Source organism: Arthrobacter sp. TJ-217 (assembly GCF_058269255.1).
This window is the reverse complement of record NZ_JBZCNJ010000002.1, coordinates 202064-223208: the sequence shown is the minus strand read 5'-3', so window position 1 is coordinate 223208 and position 21145 is coordinate 202064. Positions and strand designations below refer to the sequence as shown.

General features: G+C 66.5%; 21 protein-coding genes. 13 read left to right on the top strand and 8 right to left on the bottom strand.

Annotated features, from left to right (window positions below; translation table 11 throughout):
* Nucleotide 1: 1 nt before the first annotated feature.
* From uraH to AC4D2R_RS04135, 7 genes are all read right to left on the bottom strand, one after another.
* A complete protein-coding gene (gene uraH / locus AC4D2R_RS04165; protein WP_490937790.1) occupies nt 2-337 on the bottom strand; it encodes a hydroxyisourate hydrolase in 336 nt (111 codons plus the stop codon).
* The gene (gene uraD, locus AC4D2R_RS04160; RefSeq protein WP_490937788.1) at nt 334-828 is read right to left on the bottom strand and encodes a 2-oxo-4-hydroxy-4-carboxy-5-ureidoimidazoline decarboxylase; all 495 of its coding nucleotides are present in this window, start codon (nt 826-828) and stop codon (nt 334-336) included. The genes uraH and uraD overlap by 4 nt, the downstream gene beginning before the upstream one ends.
* 235 nt (nt 829-1063) lie before the next feature.
* Nucleotides 1064-2212: a Gfo/Idh/MocA family protein gene (locus tag AC4D2R_RS04155; RefSeq protein WP_490938361.1), complete on the bottom strand. Its 1149-nt coding sequence runs from the start codon at nt 2210-2212 to the stop codon at nt 1064-1066.
* Between the two features lie 35 nt (nt 2213-2247).
* On the bottom strand, nt 2248-3306 hold the full coding sequence (locus tag AC4D2R_RS04150; RefSeq protein ID WP_490937786.1) for a zinc-binding dehydrogenase: 1059 nt from the start codon (nt 3304-3306) through the stop codon (nt 2248-2250).
* 172 nt (nt 3307-3478) lie between these two features.
* Nucleotides 3479-4222 (bottom strand): ThuA domain-containing protein, encoded by a 744-nt coding sequence (locus AC4D2R_RS04145; protein WP_490937784.1) that lies wholly within the window; start codon nt 4220-4222, stop codon nt 3479-3481.
* Entirely contained in the window at nt 4219-5508 is a 1290-nt protein-coding gene (locus AC4D2R_RS04140; RefSeq protein WP_490937782.1) for an MGH1-like glycoside hydrolase domain-containing protein, read from the bottom strand. The genes AC4D2R_RS04145 and AC4D2R_RS04140 overlap by 4 nt, the downstream gene beginning before the upstream one ends.
* Nucleotides 5505-6305, bottom strand: a complete 801-nt coding sequence (locus AC4D2R_RS04135; protein ID WP_490937780.1) for a sugar phosphate isomerase/epimerase family protein — start codon at nt 6303-6305, stop codon at nt 5505-5507. Before AC4D2R_RS04135 ends, AC4D2R_RS04140 begins: the two co-directional genes overlap by 4 nt.
* Before the next feature lie 309 nt (nt 6306-6614).
* On the opposite strand from AC4D2R_RS04135, the gene AC4D2R_RS04130 reads away from it, so the two are divergent.
* The 12 genes from AC4D2R_RS04130 (at nt 6615) to AC4D2R_RS04075 (ending at nt 18647) form a co-directional block, all read left to right on the top strand.
* Nucleotides 6615-7988 (top strand): ABC transporter substrate-binding protein, encoded by a 1374-nt coding sequence (locus AC4D2R_RS04130; RefSeq protein WP_490937778.1) that lies wholly within the window; start codon nt 6615-6617, stop codon nt 7986-7988.
* A 57-nt stretch (nt 7989-8045) separates the two neighbouring features.
* A complete protein-coding gene (locus tag AC4D2R_RS04125; protein WP_490901837.1) occupies nt 8046-8999 on the top strand; it encodes a carbohydrate ABC transporter permease in 954 nt (317 codons plus the stop codon).
* On the top strand, nt 8996-9940 hold the full coding sequence (locus tag AC4D2R_RS04120; protein WP_490937776.1) for a carbohydrate ABC transporter permease: 945 nt from the start codon (nt 8996-8998) through the stop codon (nt 9938-9940). The genes AC4D2R_RS04125 and AC4D2R_RS04120 overlap by 4 nt, the downstream gene beginning before the upstream one ends.
* 5 nt (nt 9941-9945) lie before the next feature.
* On the top strand, nt 9946-11136 hold the full coding sequence (locus AC4D2R_RS04115; protein WP_490937774.1) for an ROK family protein: 1191 nt from the start codon (nt 9946-9948) through the stop codon (nt 11134-11136).
* A gap of 233 nt (nt 11137-11369) precedes the next feature.
* Nucleotides 11370-12269 carry a MurR/RpiR family transcriptional regulator gene (locus tag AC4D2R_RS04110; RefSeq protein ID WP_490901831.1) on the top strand — a complete coding sequence of 300 codons (900 nt, stop codon included), beginning with the start codon at nt 11370-11372 and terminating at the stop codon, nt 12267-12269.
* 230 nt (nt 12270-12499) lie between these two features.
* A complete protein-coding gene (locus AC4D2R_RS04105) occupies nt 12500-13534 on the top strand; it encodes an AAA family ATPase (protein ID WP_490937772.1) in 1035 nt (344 codons plus the stop codon).
* A gap of 77 nt (nt 13535-13611) precedes the next feature.
* Nucleotides 13612-14199: a dihydrofolate reductase family protein gene (locus AC4D2R_RS04100; protein WP_490937770.1), complete on the top strand. Its 588-nt coding sequence runs from the start codon at nt 13612-13614 to the stop codon at nt 14197-14199.
* 170 nt (nt 14200-14369) lie between these two features.
* Nucleotides 14370-15155: a 5-oxoprolinase subunit PxpA gene (gene pxpA / locus AC4D2R_RS04095; protein WP_490937768.1), complete on the top strand. Its 786-nt coding sequence runs from the start codon at nt 14370-14372 to the stop codon at nt 15153-15155.
* Nucleotides 15156-15183: 28 nt separating this feature from the next.
* Entirely contained in the window at nt 15184-15423 is a 240-nt protein-coding gene (locus AC4D2R_RS04090) for an acetyl-CoA carboxylase (protein WP_490901827.1), read from the top strand.
* Nucleotides 15420-16781, top strand: coding sequence for an acetyl-CoA carboxylase biotin carboxylase subunit (locus AC4D2R_RS04085; RefSeq protein WP_490937766.1), 1362 nt, complete (start codon nt 15420-15422; stop codon nt 16779-16781). Before AC4D2R_RS04090 ends, AC4D2R_RS04085 begins: the two co-directional genes overlap by 4 nt.
* Nucleotides 16778-17680, top strand: a complete 903-nt coding sequence (locus AC4D2R_RS04080) for a 5-oxoprolinase subunit B family protein (protein ID WP_490937764.1) — start codon at nt 16778-16780, stop codon at nt 17678-17680. The genes AC4D2R_RS04085 and AC4D2R_RS04080 overlap by 4 nt, the downstream gene beginning before the upstream one ends.
* Entirely contained in the window at nt 17670-18647 is a 978-nt protein-coding gene (locus tag AC4D2R_RS04075; RefSeq protein WP_490937762.1) for a 5-oxoprolinase subunit C family protein, read from the top strand. The genes AC4D2R_RS04080 and AC4D2R_RS04075 overlap by 11 nt, the downstream gene beginning before the upstream one ends.
* A 34-nt stretch (nt 18648-18681) precedes the next feature.
* Here the strand turns inward: AC4D2R_RS04075 and AC4D2R_RS04070 are convergent, their stop codons facing one another.
* Nucleotides 18682-19746: a LacI family DNA-binding transcriptional regulator gene (locus tag AC4D2R_RS04070; protein ID WP_490937760.1), complete on the bottom strand. Its 1065-nt coding sequence runs from the start codon at nt 19744-19746 to the stop codon at nt 18682-18684.
* A 342-nt stretch (nt 19747-20088) separates the two neighbouring features.
* Between AC4D2R_RS04070 and AC4D2R_RS04065 the strand changes: the two genes are divergently transcribed.
* Nucleotides 20089-21144, top strand: a complete 1056-nt coding sequence (locus tag AC4D2R_RS04065; protein ID WP_490937758.1) for an asparaginase — start codon at nt 20089-20091, stop codon at nt 21142-21144.
* The last annotated feature ends 1 nt before the right edge of the window (nt 21145 follow it).

The window sequence follows — 21145 nt, the reverse complement described above, 5'->3', positions numbered from 1 at the left end:
GTCAGCTCCCTCGATAGGTTGAATAGGCGAACGCACCCAGCAGGAGGGGTACGTGGTAGTGCTCGGTAGGACTTGTGACGGTGAAGGTCAGCGCCACTTCGGGGAAAAAGGTCTCAACCCCTGCCGCGGCGAAGTAGGCTCCGGTGGCGAAGTCGATCCGGTAGGTCCCCCCGCCAAGCTCGGCCGGCCCCAGCTCCTTGATGCGCCCGTCGGCGTCGGTGGTTCCCTGCGCTAGAGGTTCCCAGCCCGTGCCGTTCCGGCGCGAGAGGGTGGCAGAGATGCCTGCGGCCGGCCTTCCGGTTCCGGTGTTGAGGACGTGCGTTGTGACCTGGCTCATGGCGTGACCGATCCTTCAAGGCGCAGGAGCGCGATTTCCCGAAGTTGTCCGGCAATCACCGGAAGTTCTTCGTCGGGTGTGTGGTCGAGGCGGGCCTTGAGGCTCGCGAGGATTTCCGGGGCGGAGCGTCCGGCCGCCCGGATGAGGAAGACCCTGCCGAACTTCTCCTCGTAGGCGCGGTTGCCGGCGGCAAGCTGCGCCGCGGTGTCCGCCGACGTGTCGACGCCCGACTGTTCCCGGCGTGAATGGCCGGCCTCCGCCGAGGCACCGGAGGGACGTTCGCCGATACGGGGGTGATGCGCAAGGGCGCCGTCCATCTCGTCGGCGGACCAGTCGGGGGCGGCGGTGGCGGCCAAGGCGCTCAGCGCCGCAGTCGTCGGGAAGGGCCGGGCCTCGAGGATTTCGTTCACCCAGCGGGGCACGTCGCAGCAGGTCCGGAGCAGTTCCGCGGCGGCGTCGGCGGGTGCGTCATTGAACTCGTTTAAGCGCATGGTCGGGTGTCAGCTTTCCTGGTTCCTCCGCTGCAGCGCTGAACACCCTTGACCATCGACGGAATCGACTTGATTCGATGTTTCTGCAATGCGGAACTATTTTTTCATAACCACTGTAACCCCGCTCACAGGGAAGCTGTCAACAGTCCTTTTCCATTGCTTTGAAGCTGGCCCCGACGAGGTCGAGTCGGCCCTGCGCGTTCGCCCGCCCGCGCAGGGCGCCTCGTGGGCGGTGTTAGTGCTGCGGCCCCGGCACGTCGACCCACCTGCTGCTTTCAGCGGCACTGTCCTGGACTGCGCCGAGGACCTGCTGCACGTTTAGTGCGTCGGCGAAGGATGGCGAGGGCTGGCGGCCCTCGGCGACAGCCCGGACAAAGTCGGCTGCCTGGTTTGTAAACGCGTGGTCGTACCCGAGTCCGTGTCCGGGCGGCCACCAGCCCTCGAGGTAGGGGTGCCCGGGTTCGGTGACCATGATGCGGTGGAATCCGCGCTCATTCGACCGGTCTTTTGCGTCGAAGAAGGAGAGGTAGTTCATGTTTTCGAAGTCGAAAGCGAGCGAGCCCTCGCTGCCGTTGATTTCAAGTCGCATCGCGTTCTTCCGCCCCAGGGCGGCACGGGTCACTTCGAAGACTCCAACGGGGCCGTCCGTGAAGCGCGCGCTGAAGAGCGCGGCGTCGTCAACGGTCACCGGCGCCACGGCCCGACCGCCGTCCGCGCCGGTGTTTCCCCCGCCGGTCGGGCGCTCCGTCACGAACGTCTTCAGGAGGGCGCTGACACCGGTGATCTGCTGGCCGGTGACCCACTGGGCGGCGTCAATGAGATGCGAGCCGAGGTCGCCCAGGGCTCCGGAACCCGAGAGGCTCTTGTCCAGCCGCCAGCTTGTCGGAGCGTTTTCATCACTCAGCCAGTCCTGAAGGTACTGCGCGCGGATGTGGCGGATCGTGCCGAGGCGGCCGTCGTCCACCATGCGCTTGGCAAGCGCGAGGGCCGGGGTCCGGCGGTAGGTGAACCCGCACATGGCGTAGACGCCGTTCAATGCTGCCCGTTCGGCAGCGGCGTTCATTTCCTCCGCCTCTTTCACCGTGTTGGCCAGGGGCTTTTCGCACAGGACGTGCTTGCCGGCGTTGAGTGCGGCGACCGCGATCTCGGCGTGGGTTGCGCCAGGGGAGCAGATGTCGATGAGGTCGATGTCGTCCCGCTCGATGAGTGCGCGCCAGTCCGACTCCGTTGACTTCCACCCCAGTTTCGCCGCGGCGGCGCTCACGCTGCGCTCGTTGCGGCCGGCGAGCGCCGTGAGCTCCGGTTCAAGCGGCAGGTCGAAGGCATGGGGAGCAGTCCGCCAGGCGTGGGAGTGGGCCGCGCCCATGAACGCGTGCCCGACCATCCCGATCCGCAGGGCAGGCTTCACGGCCGGATCGCTCACTTGCCGTCCTCGAAACTCAGGACAACCTGCAGGGCGTCCTGCGGTGTCTTGTCGAGCATTTCGAAGGCTTCGGCCGCCTTCTGGACCGGCAGGGTGTGCGAGATGAGTTCCGTGAGGTGGAGGCGGCCTGCGCTGGCGAGGTCGATTGCCGTGCGGTTCAGCCGGTAGCGGTCCCAGCGGTGCTGGAGTGCCGGTGCGACACCGGAGATCTGCGAGGAGATTACCTGTACCCGGTTGTGGTGGAATTCCTCGCCGAGGAACAGTCCCTTGCCTTCCCCCTGCATGAACCCCGCAGCGCAGACGCGCGAGCTGTAGGCAACGGCGCGGATTGCCTCGTGCAGCGCCCTGTAGTTTCCGGTCACTTCGAGGGCGACGTCGGCGCCGCGGCCTCCGGTGAGGTCGCGGATGGCGGCTGCGGCGGATCCGTCGGCGGGGTCAAGGACGATGTCGGCGCCGAGCTCCTGGGCCAGGGCGCGCCGGCTGGCAATGCCGTCGACTGCGATCACGCGGGCACCGTTGAGGCGGGCGAACTGGGCCGCGATCTGGCCGGGCACGCCGAGGCCGAAAACAGCGACGGTCTCGCCGATGTGGATGTCGGCGTCGAGGACGACGTTGAGCCCGATCGCGCCAATGTGGGAGAACATGCCGATGCGGGGGTCAGCGTGTGCGGCGAGGATCCGCTGAGCTGCGAAGGCGGCGTCCTGCACGGTTTCGGTGCGGTGGCCCCAGGTGCCCCAGATGCGGTCTCCCACGGAGATGCCGGGGGTTGTCGCCGGAACGTCCTTGCCGAGCTCAACAACCTCACCGACCTCCTCGTAGCCCCAGCCGTTGACGGGGTACTCGACCTTCGCCTCGCCGTCGACGAACAGGCGGAGTTCGGGATTCCACGTCTTGTAGAGGGTTGGCATGCTGCCGCGGTACGCGGTGAGCTCGGTGCCGGCGGAGATGCCCGAGTAGAGGGTCCGGATGCGGACGTCGTTTGGCCCGAGCGGCCGGGCCTCCTCCTCGACAAGCTCGGCATTGAACGGGGAGGTGAAGCTGACCATCTTTGGCATTGGATTTCTCCTGGGGTTGCGGGGTGATGCTGGTGCGGCGGCTGCGGCCCGGGTGGGGGTTCGGTCTCGGGTGGGCGTTAGGTGCTGCGCCGTTCGGTGCAGTGCCGTTCCGGGTGGTGGGGGTCGGGTGGCTCGGTGGTGCGGCAGATCCGGGTCGTACGGCGGGGCGGGATCAGCCCTGTCTGAAGTGGTGCTGGTTGATCGAGTGGACGACTGCGGGAGGGTTCCGCGGGCCTGCCGGCCGCGCCCACTGGGCGGCGTTCGCCAGGACCTTCAGGATCTGCGGCTGGTGGTAGACGGGGTACTTCTGGTCCCCGGGGCTGAAATAGAAGATTTTCCCGCGCCCGCGGGTGTAGGTCATTCCGGACCGGAAGACCTCTCCGCCTTCGAAGGCGCTGATGAAGACAAGCTCCTCCGGCGCGGGGACGTCGAAGACTTCCCCGTAGGTCTCGTGGGCGGAAAGGACGAGGGGGCTTTCGATGCCCAGGGTGATGGGGTGGTGCGGCGTCACTGTCCACACCAGCTCCCTGTCGCCGTCGTTCCGCCACTGCAGGGAGCAGGTCGTTCCCATGAGGTCCTTGAAGATCTTCGAGAAGTGCCCCGAATGAAGGACGATCAGTCCCATTCCGGCAAGGACATGCTCCTTTACCCGCTGGACGACGGCGTCGCTGACGTCGTCGTGGGCCTTGTGTCCCCACCAGAACAGGACGTCGGTGCCGGCAAGCACCTCCTCGCTGAGCCCGTGGTCCGGTTCGTTGAGCGTGGCGGTCCGGATCGAGGCCCCGGGCAGGATGGCGCCGAGGCCGTCCTTCAGCGCGCCGTGGATCCCGGAGGGGTAGATCTCTCGGACGGGCTCCTCCTCGCGTTCGTGGAGGAACTCGTTCCAGATTGTCAGGGAAAGCCGCTGCCCGGTCATGTCTGCGGTTCCGGGGCGTTGGTGGCGTGCAGGTCGAGGGCGAGCGCTGCCGTCCAGCTGAACCGCCGGGTTCCGTGTCCTTCCCCGGTGAAGGGGTCGACGTATTCGCTGAAACCGCTCGCCAGGGCCGTGCGCTGGATGTCCCCGGCAAGGGCAAGCGCTTTGGCGCCCTCGCCCTGTTCGCGCAGGGCGGTGGCGATCATCCATGCCGTGTTGAACCAGGAGGGGCCGCGCCAGTACCGCGAGGTGTCGAAGGTGGGGGCGAGGAGGTCGTGGCTGGGAACCATCACCGAGGTGCCAAGCCTGAAGTGCGGGGAGGAAAGGGTCTCGAGAAGTTCCTGCCGGTGCCCGATTCCGGGAACCAGCAGGGGAAGCAGCCCGGAGACGGTGCGGTAGGGCTGGAGGGCCCCGGTGACCTCATCGCGGGCCGTGTAGCAGCCAAGGGAGGCATCCCACAGGCCCTCGAACGCCGCGGTGAGCTCGGCTGCCCGGCGCAGGTGCACCGAGAAATCGGCGCCCAGCTCATCGGCGATCTCGGCGAGCGCGAGTTCCGAACGGATCCACAGGGCATTGTCGGCAGGATCGGTCACCCGGAAGGGCGAGGACTCCGGGGTGTCATCTGCGTCGTGGTCCCGGTAGCGCGCTGCGAGGTAGAGATACTTGCCGTATTCGGCGTTGCTGGGCCGTTCGGTTTCATCGGCGTGGAGCAGGTCGGGCCGCGGGATGGTCTCGAGCGGTGCCGCGGGAAGTCCATTGAGCGGCTGGTCCCAGTATGGGGAGTTGTCCATTCCGCTCTCCCACGGGTGCGCGACGTAGAACAGTCCCGACGACGAGGATCGGCGGGCTGCGAGGTAGTCGTGCCAGCGCACCAGGCGGGGGTAGCTGCGTTCGAGGAAGGTCCGCCGCTGTGATTCAGCGGGGTCGGCGCGGTGGACCAGCAGGGCCGCCCAGGCGTGGTTGGGCGGCTGGATCAGGCCGGTGGTGGGAACCGCCGGGGATCCCGGAATTTCGTTGGAGCGCCAGAAGGACGCGCCGGGTGAGTACTGGTCGTCCTTATGCGGGTTGTAGACGATCTGGGGCAGGCGGCCGTCCTCCCACTGGGCGCCGAACAGGGAGTCGAGCTCCTGCTGGGCCCTTCGAGGCGAGACGTGGCGCAGCCCGATCGCGATGAACGCCGAGTCCCAGCTCCACTGGTGGGGGTAGAGCCCGTGCGCCGGGACGGTGTAGCCGCCGCGCCAGTTTCCCGCAAGGACGGTGGTTGCCGCTGCGGCAAGGTTCCCGCTCACAGGTACCGCCGGATGAAGGGGGGAACGGCGGGGAGGGCGATCTCGGCCTTGTCCGAGAGCCGGCTTTCGAGGGCCAGGGGGCCGTCGTATCCGATGGCCTGCAGGGTTGCGCCGATCAGGGCCCAGTCAACGTGGCCGGCTCCGGGCTCGAGGCGGTTCGAATCGCTGAGCTGGACGTGGCCAATGTGGGGCGCTGCGCGGAGCAGTGCGGCGGCCGGATCGGCTTCCTCGATGTTCATGTGATAGGTGTCGGCGCCAATACTCACGCCTTCGCCGCCGATTGCCTCGATGAGCGCGGCGGCCTGGTCGAGGCGGTTGACCAGGTAGTCCTCATAACGGTTGAGCGGCTCAAGGAAGAGCGACACTCCCAGCTTGTGGGCGTACGCGCCCAGTTCACCCAATGCGTCCTCAAGGACCGCCTTGTCTTCGGTTTCGCTGCGGGGAGGCTCGAAGGGCGGCAGCCGCCGCGAGAACAGTCCGTACGAGGCCGGTGTCATTGCCCCGCGTCCGCCGAGCTCGGAGATGACCTGGAGCTGGTCGCGCATCTGGGTCCTCGCGTCCCTGCGGCGTTCCGGGTCGAAATCACAGATGAAGTGGAGCATATCGACACACACGGTCGGCATGACGACGCCGGCCCTGGCCGCGGCCTTCAGTTCGGGCAGGCGGCTCAGGAATTCTCCGTTGCCCTTGCCGCGCAGTTCGATGCCGTCATACCCCCAGGACTGCGCGACGTCCCATTTTTCGATCATCGTGGTTCCGGGGAGGTGTTGTTCTTGGACGCAGATCAGGTTTGGCATTCGATTCCCGATGGTAGAAACGGTTGGCGCGCATTGCGGTGACGTAAAAGTCTGGGCACGACCCTACGCAGAACGTTCGAGCATTGCAACATGGTTCTGACGATTTTCGTACATAAACATCACCGTGCTATCCAGTACTGACCCAAATAGTTCCGGGATTACGTCTTGCCATCGGCCAAAACCCGGTGTTAGATGAAGCCTGTGCTCCACGGTCATTGGATCAGTCGATGGCGACCCGGTCGAGCACTACTTCAGCGGCGTGATGAGCGCGATCCCTGACCGAAAGAGAGAATCATGCTAAATCGACGAATGGCGGCCGGGTCTCTGCTGCTCACCTCCCTCCTTGCCCTGACCGGCTGTGCACCCTCGAACAACGCCTCGTCGGATGACAACGTCCTGACGGTGTGGACGACGGAAGACGTCGCCGGTCGGGTGGCGGCCCAGCAGGCCATTCTCGACAAGTTCGCCGAAAGCTCAGGCACCGAGGTTGAACTCGTGGCCATCGCCGAGGACCAGCTGACCTCGGTGCTCTCCTCGTCGGCAGCGGCCGGAGAGCTCCCCGACGTCATCGGTGCCCTTTCGCTGAATGGAACGAACCAGCTCTATACCGATGGGCTTCTCGACAGCGCGGCCGCTGCCGAGGTGGTGGAGGAGCTCGGGGCCGACACCTTCTCTCCCCGCTCCCTCGAACTGACCTCCGCCGAGGGGGAACAGCTCTCCGTCCCGAGCGACGCGTTCGCCCAGCTGCTGTTCTATCGGGAGGACCTTTTCGAAAAGGCAGGCCTTGAGGTGCCCGACACCTACGAAGCCATCGAAGCCGCCGCGAAGGCCCTGAACTCCGACGAGATGGCCGGCATCGTTGCCGCAACAGCGCCTGCAGACTCCTTCACCCAGCAGACGTTCGAGCAGTTCGCCCTGGCGAACGGCTGCGAGCTCGTCGACACGGACTCCAACGTCAGCCTGGACAGCAGCCAGTGCAATGAGGCATTCAGCTTCTATTCCGACCTCATCCGTGACTATTCGGTTCCCGGCAACCAGGACGCCGACACGACGCGCGCCAGCTACTTCGCCGGCGAGGCAGCGATGACCGTCTGGTCGTCCTTCATGCTGGATGAGCTGGCAGGACTGCGCAATGACGCCCTCCCCACTTGCCCCGAGTGCGAGGACAACCCCACCTTCCTTGCGGAGAACACGGGAATCGTCAGCACCATCCAAGGCCCCGACGGTGCGGAGGGAGCCGGCTACGGCGAGGTCGTCTCGTGGAACATCCTCAACGACGCCTCCCCAGCCGCCAAGGACCTCGTTGCATTCATGATGAGCGACGGGTATGAGGAATGGCTCGGCGTCGCACCCGAGGGCAAGCTGCCGGTCCGCATGGGCACGGCCGAGTCCCCCACCGAGTACACCGATGCCTGGAAGTCCCTCGAAGCCGGAGTCGACACCCGCGCGCTGCTCTCCTCCGTCTACCCCGCCGAAACCCTGAAGGACCTCACCGAAAGCACCAACCAGTTCAAGCGCTGGGGCATCCCCCAGAATCAGGGCGCCCTTGCCTCAGCCGTAGGAGGCCAGTTCATCGTCCCGCAGGTCCTCTCGGCAATGGTCGGTTCGGGCACCAGCGCCGAAGACGCCGCCGCCCAGGCCCAGGAAGAAGCCGAAGACCTCAAGGCCGACCTGGGCGAGTAGCCCCCACACCCACAAGTGCGGGGGGCCTCCGGCCCCCGCACGCTTCAAGGAGCGCTTATGCCCGCCACGACTCTCCGCAGACGGACCCTGTCACAACGCGACGCCCGCACCGGCCTGGTGCTGATGTCGCCCACCCTCATCATCGTCCTCGCCGTCGTCATCCTCCCGTTGATCTGGTCGACGGTGATTGCCTTCCAGAAGCTGAGGCTGCTCGACATCGGGACGGCCAGCCCGTTCCAGCCCCTGACCTTCGCGAACTTCGAGAGGGTGCTCACCTCAAGCGCCTTCTGGGAGAGCCTTGGCACGACGCTGATCTACACGGCCGGTTCGGTTGTGTTGTCCATCGGGCTCGGCCTCATCGCGGCGATGGCCGTCCGCCGGCCCTTCCGCGGACGCACCCTCGTCAGGGCCGCGTTCCTCCTGCCCTACGTGGCCCCGGTCGTCGCAGTGACCTTCGTGTGGCGCACTGCCCTCAACCCCCAGTTCGGCATCGTCAACGAGCTGGGCCAGTCGGTGTTCGGGTGGGACGAGCCGATACCGTTCCTCTCCGAAGCCCAGCGGTCACTGGAGTTTCTTGGCGCCGAATTCCCGATCCCCACAGCACTGCTCACCGCTATCGCCTTCGAGGGGTGGCGTTACTTCCCGTTCGCGTTCCTGTTCCTGATGGCGCGGATCGAGGCAATGTCGTCCGAAACCGAGGAGGCGGCACTGGTTGACGGGGCGAGCCCGCTCCAGAGATTCCGCTACATCATCCTGCCCCAGCTGCTCCCCGTGATCGCGCTGCTCGCGGTCCTGAGGACAATCTGGACCTTCAACGAGTTCGACGACATCTTCCTCCTGACCGGAGGCGCAGCCGGAACCGACGTGGCGAGCGTGCGGGTCTACGAATTCCTGACAGTGCAGCGCAATGTCGGCGCCGCGGCGGCGCAGTCACTCGTGCTGGCCCTTGTCCTGGTGGCGTTGCTCACCGTCTACATACTCATGATGCGCAAAAGAGGAGAACGACTGTGAGTGCACTCACCGCGCCCGGCGCGCAAACGAACGCCAAGACCTCCCCCGCTCCCGCCCGCCGGCGCCGTCCCCCGCTGAACCGGGATCGGATCGAGCGCAGCGGCTTGCGCATCGCGCGCTGGGTGGTCATCTTCGGCCTTCTCGCCGTGACGGTACTTCCCTTCTACTACATGATCCTGCTCTCGGTGCGTCCCATCGAAGCGCTCCTGCGCAACCCGAGCTCCCTCTTCGTCGCCCCGGCCGAGTTCACTGTCGCCGCCTATCAGCAGGTCCTTGCCTCGACGGAGGCCGGCGGCCAGGGCTTCGGCACGTTCCTCGCCAACAGCGCGTTCGTCTCGATCAGCGCAGTCATCCTCTCGCTCGTCGTCGCGATTCCCGGCGCCTACGCGATCGCCCGTCTGCCGTTCTTCGGCCGGCGGCAGGTCAATGCCCTGTTCCTCGCCGCTTACCTCTTCCCGGCGATCGTCCTGGCCATCCCCCTGTTCGTCCTGTTCACCCGGCTCGGCCTGCGCGGTTCCCTGGTAGGATTGGTGCTCGTTTACATCGCCCAGACGGTGCCCGTGGCGATCTACATGCTGCGCAACTACCTCGAAACGGTTCCCGTAGCCGTCGAGGAAGCAGGCCTCGTCGATGGGCTGACCCGCCTCGGAGTGCTCCGCCGCATCAGCCTTCCCCTCGTCATGCCCTCGATCATGGCCACCGGGCTGTTCATCTTCATGATCGCCTGGAACGAGTTCCTCTTCGCCCTGCTCTTCCTTGTCGAGCGGCGCGAAAGCTGGACTGTGTCGCTGGGCCTCTCGCAGCTTTCGGGCAGCGCCGAGATTCCAACTACTGTGTTGATGGCAGGGTCCGTCGTCCTCACCCTGCCGATCCTGATCTTGTTCTTCTCCACTGAACGGCTGCTGACCGGCGGACTTACGGCAGGCGCCGAGAAAGGATGATCCCTTTGGCCCAACCGGCCCCGGCATCCGCAGGTGCCATCCTCGAACTCGTGCGCTCCGGCCAGGTCCGCACCCGACGAGAGCTGCAGGACCTCACCGGCCTTTCCCGTTCCACGCTCTCGCTGCGGATGAGCCAGCTCCTTGCTGCCGGATACCTGCGCGAGACCGGACAGGTATCCGGGACAACGGGAAGGCCGGCGAAAATTCTCTCCTTCGACGAGGACCGGCAGCTTGTTGTGGCCGTTGACCTTGGCATCTCCGGCATCCACATCGCGCTGATCGACGGCGGCGGCCAGATCCGGATCCATGCCCGCAGCGACCTCCCGATGAACACCGATCCCGAGGAGGCAACCCGCTACATCGCGCGGCGGATTGGCGAGCTTGTCGACCGTGCGGGCAACGCCCTGCAAGACATCGCAGGCATCGGGGTGGGCATCCCCGGACCGGTCCGGTTCGAGAGCCAGCGCCCCAACATGCCGCCGTTGATGCCCGGGTGGCACGACTTCCCCCTTGCCTCACGGCTCAGCAGCATCCTGGGGGTTCCGGTCTGGGTAGACAACGACGCGAACCTGATGGCCCTGGGCGAAGCCCGTGGCCATTACCCCGGAGCAGCGAGCATGCTCTTCGTCAAGGTGGGCACCGGGATCGGGGCCGGGATCATCCTCAACGGCCAGCCCGAGCGCGGAATCTCAGGCGGCGCGGGCGACATCGGGCATGTCCGCGTTCTTCCCGACGGGCAGGAGGGGCAGCTGTGCACCTGTGGTGCAACGGGGTGCCTTGCCACCGAAGCCAGTGGCGGCGCGCTTGCCCGCAAGCTCCGCGCCGAAGGCCACGACACCCGCACCACGCAGGATGTGCTGCGTCTTCTCGCCGCGCGCGACAGCGCCGCGCTGGCATTCGCCGAAACCGCAGGACACCTTCTCGGCGAGGTGCTTGCCACCTCCGTTGCGCTGCTCAATCCCGCGGTGATGGTCCTCGGCGGGGCCATCCCGGCAGCCTGCCCGACCTTCGTGGCGGCGGTCAAGGAGTCCGTGTACAAGCGGACAGTCCCCCTGGCCACCCGTGAACTGACGATCGCCACCAGCGCGCTGGGCGAAGACGCCTGCCTCCAGGGTGCCCGCCACATGGTCATCAACCAGACATTCTCGGCCGGGGCCGTCAATGCCCGCCTTGCGGCAGCGGCAACGGCTGGTTAGGAAGACGCCCGCCTCCCGCCCGGCCGGAAAGTCGGGGCCGGGGGTATCGGCGCGCCGTGTTCCGCACAACCGATCGCCCACGCGAACACGCCGATCATCAACAATTTTCATATGCCTGTACTCTGGTGAAAAGTTTCTTCAGCGGGGGCCGCTCGGGCAATTGGGAGGCTGTGCCGCCGTCCGATTGCCGCGGCGCTATGGTAGGAGTCCCGCCGTCGCCCGAGAGGACCTTCATGAGCAGTGCGCACCAGCTTCTTCCCGGCGAGGGGCCCGACGAAATCTCGGCTCGCATCCGGGCAAAGCTGCCGGGGATGCCGCCCGCCGCCCAGAAGATCGCCCGGTTGATCCTCGAGGACCCGGACCGGGTTGCCGGGTCGACGATGTCGAGCCTTGAGGAGGCCCTCGGGGTGAGCGGGGCGAGCATCGTGCGGGCAGCGAAGGCGCTTGGCTTTTCCGGCTACCCGCAGCTGCGGCTGGCCCTGGCAGCAGCGTCTGGACGGCGTGCGGCACCGGAGGTCGTCACCGGAACCGTGTCGAGGGACGACCCCATCGAAGACGTCATCGCCAAACTGGCGCATGCCGAACAGCAGGCGATCCGGGAAACTGCGGCTCACCTCGACCCGGCCGTGGTTGAGGCCGCGGCGGCGGCGCTCGCCGGAGCCTCACGGTCCCTGAGTTTCGGCATGGGAGCCTCGGGCCTTGTCGCCGCCGACCTCCAGCAGAAACTCACCCGCGCCGGATTCATCTGTCACAGCCCGGCCGACAACCACCTCGCCCTCACCGAAGCAGTGCTCCTCGGTTCCTCCGGTGTTGCGGTTGCCGTCTCCCATTCCGGGGAAACCCGCGAAACGCTCAGCACCTTCGAGGCCGCGGCCGGGGGCGGGGCGGTAACGATCGCCCTGACCGGCGCCGAGAATTCGACCCTCGCCCGGGAGGCGGACTTCGCCCTGATCGCCGCCGGCCACGAACGTGGCCCGCGCCCCGGTGCACTCTCCAGCAGGATCGGCCAGCTGCTTGTCGTCGACTGCCTGTTTGTCGCGCTCACCCAAAGGACCTTCGACTCAAGCGATGCGGCAATCCGGACAACCCGCGGCATCATCGAAGCGCGAAGGGCCGCGCGCAGCGAGTCCTGAGCGCATCCCCTGAATGCGGCATCTTTGCCGGCGGGACCGGCTGCCGTGCCGCTGTCGCGCCCCTGTCGAATACACAACTCGATCGGGAAGCTCGATGGAGGAGGGAGTACTAGAGTGAGACGCACCTACGAGCCCGAGCCATCCTCACCGCAAGCCATGCCGACCAGCACACCGATCCAACGACCGTGAATCTCTCATCCGCGGTCCACTAGCCGTCACAGGAGGAACGCATGGCTGCCAGCCGCAATCCGCTTGACGAACTGCGCGAAACGCTTGGCCATCTGGCGGAGCAGCTCAGGCTGCCGGGTTCGGAGCGGGTGGATGACCTGGCAGGTGAGCGCTTCGGTGCGCGACCCGGGCCGGCCCGGCCGCTCTCTGAGGTGCAGGCCGAGCTCGACGCGCTGGTCGGGCTGGAGACAGTGAAGGAACAGGTAAGGGCGCTCGTCGCGCTGCTACAGGTCCAGGCCCGCCGCAAGGCGCATGGCCTGCCGGAGGTGGCCACATCACAGCACCTGGTGTTCCTCGGAAATCCGGGCACCGGCAAGACCACGGTGGCACGGCTCCTCGCCGAGATGTACCGCGCGGTGGGCCTGCTGCAAAAGGGCCATCTGGTGGAGGTCGACCGGTCGGGCCTGGTCGGGCAGTACGTCGGCGAGACCGCCATCAAGACGGACCGGGTGATCCGGCGGGCGCTGGACGGCGTCTTGTTCATCGATGAGGCCTACTCTCTTTCCCCTGAGGATGGCCGGATGGATTTCGGACCCGAGTCGATCGAGGTCCTGCTCAAGCGGATGGAGGACCACCGCCACCGCCTCGTGGTGATCGTGGCCGGCTATCCGCGGCTGATGGAGTCGTTCCTGCTCTCGAACCCCGGCCTGCGCTCCCGGTTCGCGCGCGAGATCACCTTCCCCGACTACTCGGTCGAGGCGCTCCAGACGATCTTCAACCAAATGCTGGCCCAGCACGAGTACATGCTTGAGCCCGGCGCGGACCAGATGCTGCGCCGCATCCTCGCCGGTGTCCACGCCGGCGAGGACTCCGGAAACGCGCGCTTCGCCCGCACATTGTTCGAACAGGCGCTCAACCGGCAGGCGCTGAGGCTCTCCCTCGACGAGGACCGGAGTCTTGACGCTCTCGACCGTGACGACGTGATGACGCTTACCACGGAGGACATCGTTGAGGCAGCGTGGGCCCTGGGCGAGGAACCAGCGCCGGAGACCGAGCCGGTGCCCGAACCGCCACGATGGTGGCGCTGGCTGACCTGAAAACGGTCATCGACCGGGACTTTTCCTGCCGGGATACCCACCCAGCAGGGGCGTATCGATAACTTGAAGGAAGCACCATGACCGCCACCTACACATTCGACGTCTTCTCAAGCCTCGACGGCTACGCCGCGGCCGGAGGTGATTGGACGGGCTACTGGGGCAAGCAGGGCCCCGAACTGCTCGACCACCGCCTCGCGTTGTACGAACAGGAACAACGGATGGTTTTCGGCGCCACCACATTCCGCGAATTCGTGCAAATGCTCGCCTCGAGCACCGAGGAATCCGAGGTGCGGGATCCATGGGTCACCCGGATGTGGAACACGCCGGCGACGGTGGTGTCGACGACGTTGCAGGACCCCCTCGACTGGCCGGACGCCACGGTGGTGAACGGGGACGCCGTCGACGTCGTCGCCCGGCTCAAGGAGCAGTCGGATGTGCCATTGCGCTCGCATGGCAGCCTTTCGATGAACCGCGCGCTGATGGCCGCCGGTCTGGTGGACCGCGTCCAGGTGACACTCTTTCCGGTTATCACCGGCCAGACCGGCCTGAACCCGGTCTTTCAGGGTGCGGCTGACTTTGACCTGGACCTCGTGGAGCATCGGACCCTCGACGGTCGCACCCAGGAACTCATCTACCGACCCACCCTGCACCCCAGGGTCCCCTGACGGGCCCGTACGGCCTCCTTGCCGTGGGCGCCGCCTTGGGTCGCGAAGCAGCCAAGGGATTGCGAAGGGACCCTCCCCTGACAAGGTGCTGAAAACAGCACATCCGCACCAAATTTTCAAAGAACCCAACCCCCTGTCACGGCGCGGAATGCGGGTTTATCGTGTGTCGCATGACTGATGCACCAGATGGCGTCACTCAGGCAGTGACGCCCACAATCAATTCCGACATGGGCGAATCCCTCGGCATCCACTCCTTCGGCAACGACCTCGCCCTCATGGACACCGTCGACGTCATCAACCTCGCGTGCGGGTTCCACTCAGGGGATCCGGACGCAATGGCCGAGACAGTGTCTGCCGCCGCCGGGCGGGGGCTCGGCATCGGTGCGCATCCGGGGCTTCCGGACCTGGTGGGGTTCGGCAGGCGGGAGATGAAGCTGACCCCCAACGAGGTGGAACACCTGATGCTCTACCAGGTGGGGGCCCTCACGGCCTTCCTGCGCAAGGAGGGCGCCGAGCTGAACCACATCAAACCCCACGGTTCGCTCTATGGCATGCTCTCCCGCGACCATCACCTGATGCAGGCCGCCGGAAAGGTAGCGGCCCTCTACGGCGTCCCGTTCTTCGGCATCGCCGGTTCGCAGCACCAGATTGTGTGCGAAAGCCTCGGCGTCCCCTTCGTCGGCGAACTTTACGTTGACCTCAACTACGGGCCGGAAGGCCAGCTGCTCATCCAGCGGCGGCCCGAACCCACCGACCCTGCGAAGGCCGCCGCCCGCGTGCGCCGGGTCCTCGAGGACGGGCTCGTTGAAGCCTCCGACGGAACCCTGCTGCGGATCAAGTTCGACAGCATCTGCGTCCACTCCGACGCTCCCAACGCCCCCGAGGTCGCTGCCGCCGTACGCGGCGTGCTCTCTCCCGAAACCGCCTCCACCGCCCCAGCATCCAAGGACACCTAAACGCCCCACCGTTGGAAGGACTCATCGAATGGCTGACATCATTTCCCCGCTCCCCGGAATCTTCTACCGGAAGCCGGCCCCGGACAAAGAGCCCTATGCCAACGAGGGGGACCGCATCGAAGCGGGGCAGACGGTTGGGATGGTCGAAATCATGAAGCAGTTTACTGAGGTCCGCAGCGAGGTCGGCGGCACCCTTGAACGGTTCGCGGTCGACGACGCCGGCACGGTGAATCCCGGCGACGTCATAGCGGTTGTGGCAGAACAATGACGATGAAGAAGCTGCTCGTCGCCAACCGGGGCGAAATCGCCGTCCGGATTATCCGCACCGCCCGGGAGCTCGGGCTGCGCACAGTGCTCGCGGCGAGCGAACCCGATGCGAAGTCGTACGCCGCGGAGCTCGCCGACGAGGTCGAGGTCATCGGCCCCGCTGCCGCAACCAAGAGCTACCTCAGCACCGAGGCCGTCCTCGCGGCGGCGAAGACGACCCAGTGCGACGCCGTTCATCCCGGGTACGGCTTCCTCTCGGAGAACGCCGCATTTGCCCGTGCGGTGGGCGAGAGCGGAATGACCTGGATCGGCCCGTCGCCCGGCGCCATCGAACTCATGGGCGACAAGTCCCGCGCCCGGCAGGCCGCCAAGGACGCGGGCGTGCCCACCTTCCGGGGCAGCGACGGCGTCCTCGTCCCTGCCGACGACGTGCTCGCAATTGCCGCCGAGGTCGGGTATCCCCTCGTGGTCAAGGCCGCTGCCGGCGGTGGCGGGCGGGGCATCCGGCTCGTCACGGCGGAAGCGGAACTCCTTTCAACCGTCGACATGGCCCGGGCCGAAGCACAGGCGGCCTTCGGTGATTCGTCGGTCTACCTCGAGCAGTTCGTCACTGCCGCCCGGCATGTCGAGGTCCAGATCCTTGGCGACGGCGAGCGCGTCATCCACCTCGGAGACCGCGACTGCTCCCTGCAGCGGCGGCAGCAAAAGGTCGTGGAGGAAGCGCCCGCGCCGGAAATCCCCGAGGCGGTGCGGACAAAGATGCTTGCCTCCTCGATCGAGCTGGGAAGGCAGTGCCACTACCGGGGCCTCGGCACGGTCGAGTTCCTCTATGACCCCGTGTCGCACGAGGCGGCGTTCATCGAGATGAACACCCGGCTCCAGGTTGAGCACCCGGTCACCGAGATGATTACCGGACTCGACCTCGTGCGCGAACAGATCCTCGTGGCCCGGGACGGCACCCTGCGCCTCACCCAGGAAGACGTCCGGTTCACCGGCCACGCCTTCGAGTTCCGGATCAACGCCGAAGACCCCCAGAACAACTTCATGCCGAGCCCCGGAACCCTCACTCGGCTCGACTGGCCGGGAGGTCCGGGCATCCGCGTCGACGCGGGTGTGGTCTCGGGATCGACTGTTGCCCCGTTCTACGACTCCCTGCTGGCCAAGCTCATCGTCTGGGATTCGCGGCGCGACGAGACAATCACCCGCTCCCTGCGTGCCCTCGACGAGCTCCGGATCGAGGGTGTGAAGACAACGCTTCCACTGCTGAAGGCGGTGCTCGGGCGCCGCGAGGTGCGGGACGTTGAGCACTCGACGAAATTCATCGAAACGACGCCCGACCTCCTTGGAGTGAGCCCATGACCGAAACAACAGTCCAGCGCACCGACGCGCGGTACACGTGGGGAGGAGACGAGTTCCTCTTCGTGGAGATCGCCGAGGCGATGAGCCTTGCCGCGAACTTCAAGGCAAACGCAATGGCCACCCTGCTCACCTCGCGGAACCTCGACGGCGTGACCGACATCTGCCCGGCGAACGCCTCCCTGCTCATCCGCTTCAACCCCGACGTGGTCCACCCCACCCGGCTTGAGGCAGTGGTGCGGGAGGTTGAGGACGAAGTGGCGCACATGGCCCACCAGACCCTCGACACCCGGATCATCGAGGTCCCGGTCTGGTACGACGACCCGTACACCCGCGAAACCGGCGCCCGGTTCCGGAAGGGCCACCAGCGTCCGGAGGGAACCGACCTCGACTTCGCCGCCGAGGAGAACGGCCTTTCCTCCCCCGCCGAGTTCATCCGCCGTCACCACGAATCCCCCTGGCTCGTCTCGATGGTCGGGTTCGTGGCGGGCCTTCCCTTCATGTTCCAGATCGTCCCGCAGGAGCAGCAGCTCGAAGTGCCCAAGTACCTCAGCCCACGCACCGACACCCCGGCGCTGACGGTGGGACACGGCGGCTGCTTCGCGTGCATCTACTCGGTCCGCGGGGCCGGTGGCTACCAGATGTTCGGCCTCGCCGCCGCCCCGATCTTCGACCCGGGGCAGCGCCTTCCCGACTTCGAGGACTTCATGATTTTCTTCAGGCCGGGAGACATCGTGAAGTTCCGTTCGGTCAACCAGGAGGAATACCGGGACATCCAGGGTCAGGTGGATGCCGGCCTCTACCGGTACCGCCAGATCCCCGTCGTCTTCGACCTCCAGCGGGCCCTCGAAGACCCAACCGCGTACAACAACGAGCTTCTGGAGCACCTTCATGGCCATTAGGATCGCGGAACCCGGCCTGGCGACGACGGTCCAGGACCGCGGGCGGCTCGGCTACTACAACGTCGGCATTCCCCAGGGCGGCGCGATGGACCAGCTGTCAGCGGAAATGGCCAACGCGCTCGTTGGCAACTCCGCCGCCGAGGCGGTGCTCGAGTGCACCTACCTCGGGCCTAAGTTCACAACCGACGTCGAAGCCGTCGTCGCCGTCGCCGGCGCTCCGGTTGATGTGTTGGTGAACGGGGAACTGCGCGAGCAGTTCTCGCGACTTGATCTCGCCCCCGGCGACGAGGTGTCCTTCGGGATGCTGCGCGGCGGCACCCGCTACTACGTGGCCATCCAGGGCGGGTTCGATGTCCCGGTGGTCCTGGGCAGCAGGTCAACCTACACCCTGGGTGCGGTCGGCGGCTTCGAGGGAAGGGCGCTGAAGGCCGGTGATTCCCTGCCCGTCGGCACCGTCGGCAACGGGAGGCGTCCGCCCCTGACGACGATCGATGAGTCGCTGCGGCCCACCTTCGGGAAAGAGGTCACGGTCCGCGTACTGCCCGGGCTCTACGACCACCGGTTGACTGAGGAGGGGCTCGAGACGCTTCTCACGGCAACATGGACCCTCACCCCGGTGGCTGACCGCACGGGGCTGCGCTATGCGGGCCCCGACATCCAGTGGAAGCCGCGCAACCAACCCTTTGGCGCGGGCTCGGATCCCTCGAACATCGTCGACGCCGGCTACGCGGTCGGATCGATCCAGATCCCTGGCGGCAAGGAACCGATCGTGCTGCACCGCGACGCGGTCTCCGGCGGCGGTTACGCCATGGTCGCGACGGTGATCAGCGCCGACATGGACCTGCTGGCCCGCAGCGCGCCAGGCACCAAGACCGCCTTCCGTGCAGTGAACCTCGATGAAGCGCTCGCTGCACGGGCCGAGGGCAAGCAGGCACGCTCGCGGCTCTGGGGCGAATCGGAAGCCTGAACCGGGCCGGGCCACCATATCCCGGGGCAACCCTTCAGCCTGCGAAGGCGCGCTGCGCGGCCGGCTGGGGTACGGCGGCGCTGCTCTCACGGATGCACAGTTCCGGTTTCAGGCGGACCGATTCAACCTCTTCCCCACTGATCACCAGGCGCAGCATCTCCACGGCCCGGCGGCCGATTTCAAGCATCGGCGAGCGCACCGAGGAAAGGGGAATGGGAAGCTGCTCCGCCAGCGACGTGTCGTTGAAGCCGACGACTGCGATGTCGCGCCCCACCACCAGTCCATGGGACCGGAAGGCACCCATGGCGCCGATCGCTGCGAAGTCGTTGACAGCGAAAACGGCCGTTGGCGGCCCGTCCGCGTGCCGCAGGATCGTCTCGGCGGCTTCCCTGCCGCCCTCGGTGTCGAACCTGGACCACACCACATCCTTGTCGGGAAGGGTTCCACCGAGTTCGCGCCACCGGCTGCTGAAGCCGAAGGTGCGGTCGACGGCGGTGCTTGCGTAGGGCTCTCCGGCAATCACGGCCACCCTCCGGTGACCGCTGTTCCACAGATGCTCGGCCACTAGTTCGCCGCCCATCACGTCGTCGCAGGTCGATGAGGGGAACTCCGGGTGCCTGCGGTTCATGAGGACGAAGGGGATGTGGCGGGCGCGAAGCTCGTGGATGAAATCGCTGTCTGCGTGGACGTCACCGAGGATCAGGCCGTCAACCCTGCGTGCCAGCATGATCTCGGCCTTGCGCCGCTGCTCGTCAACCCGGTCGTGGGAGTTCATCACGAATGTTGAATAGTCGCCCTCGGCAGCCGCCTCCTCAACGCCTTCGTACATTGTGGCAAGGACGAGGTCCGACAGCCGCGGCACGATCACACCAAGGGCCTTTGTCCTGCGGGTGCGCAGGCTTGTCGCCTGCGGATCCGGGGAATACCCGAGGTCGCGGGCGAGCTTGCGCACCCGCTCCGCCGTGGCCGACGACGCCGCCCCCCGCGCGACGTCCGACGAGGAGTGAAGCACCCGGGAAACGGTTGAGGGATGGATGCCCAGCTCGGCGGCCAGGTCCTTGAGCGTGACCGGGCGGCGGCCTGTTCCTTCAGCGTGCATCAGCGACTTCTCCCCTTGCTGAACTCCATTGTTTCAAGCATGAAAACTCTCAAAGCATTTTGTTGACGAGACCCAGCTCACATCCTAGTCTTTTTCCAAGCGCAACCCAAACGATTGGGTAGAAACGGTTTGGTTTGCGTTGTGCCGTTCCGGAACGGTCGCCGGGCCACAGCCTGTCCCTTCGTTCGGCACCGCACCACCGCATTACCGCATTACCCCAAGCCGTGCAGTCCCACCGCTTCCGAGGTAAGCCAACCCCTCAAAGCCAGGAAATGTTCTTAGTAACGCCCCTTACCCAAACGATTGTGCAACAGCCGAGACGCGTACCAAGCTGAGGTGAAAATGAGTAAAGTTGACGAGCCGCACGTGGTTCTTCTTGCCACCGGCGGAACGATCGCATCGCGCCGATCCGCCGAGGCGGGCGGAGCGGCCCTCGCCGAAGATTCAGGAGAAGTACTCCTGTCGAGCGCTGGGGCCCGGAGTGCCCCGGTGCGCGTAGTCGACGTCATGACCAAGGGTTCCTACCTGCTGACCTTCCTCGACATGCTCCGCATCTGCGCCTCAATCCAGGAGGCGCTGCGCAACCCCCGCGTCCTTGGGGTTGTGGTGACGCATGGCACCGACACCACGGAGGAGACGGCCTACCTCGCCCACCTCCTCCATGCCGACCCGCGGGCTGTTGTCTTCACCGGAGCACAGCACGCGGCCGATGCCGAACGCCCCGATGGGCCGAGCAACCTGCGCAGGGCCCTTGCCGTCGCGGCCTCCCCCGCTGCCGCAGGACAAGGGGTGCTCGTCAGCTTTGCGGGAAGCATCTTTCCCGCAGCCGGGGTGCGGAAGGCCCAGACAACCAGCTCGCAGGCCTTCGCGAACCCCGACATCGGCGCGGCGGGAACCGTCACCGAATCCGGCGACGTCGCCCTCCGCGCCGCCACCCCGCCGTTTGAGCCCCTGCCGCTGCCTCCGGCCGGCGCCGAGCCGCGCAGGGTCGATGTCGTCGCCTCCCACCCGGACGCCGACGACATCCTGCTGCGGGCAGCGCTGGCGGCCGGTGCTGCAGGAATCGTGCTTCAGGGAACCGGCAACGGCAACGCGAACCCGGCAATCTGCGCGGCGGTGGCGGAAGCGGTGACGGCAGGAACCGTCGTCGTCACGAGCACCCGCGTGCACGCCGGACCGATCGTGCAGGTGTACGGGGCCGGCGGCGGGAAGGACCTTGGGGCGGCTGGGGCGATCCCGGCGGGCCTGCTCAAACCCTCCCAGGCCCGGATCCTCCTGCAGCTGCTCCTCACCCTAGGCATGTCGCCGCCCGAGATCGCCGAGCAGTTCTCCCAGCGCGGCAGCCTCCTCCAGCACCCAGTTCCCCATGCTCCGTCATTCACCCCCACGAAAGGTTGAA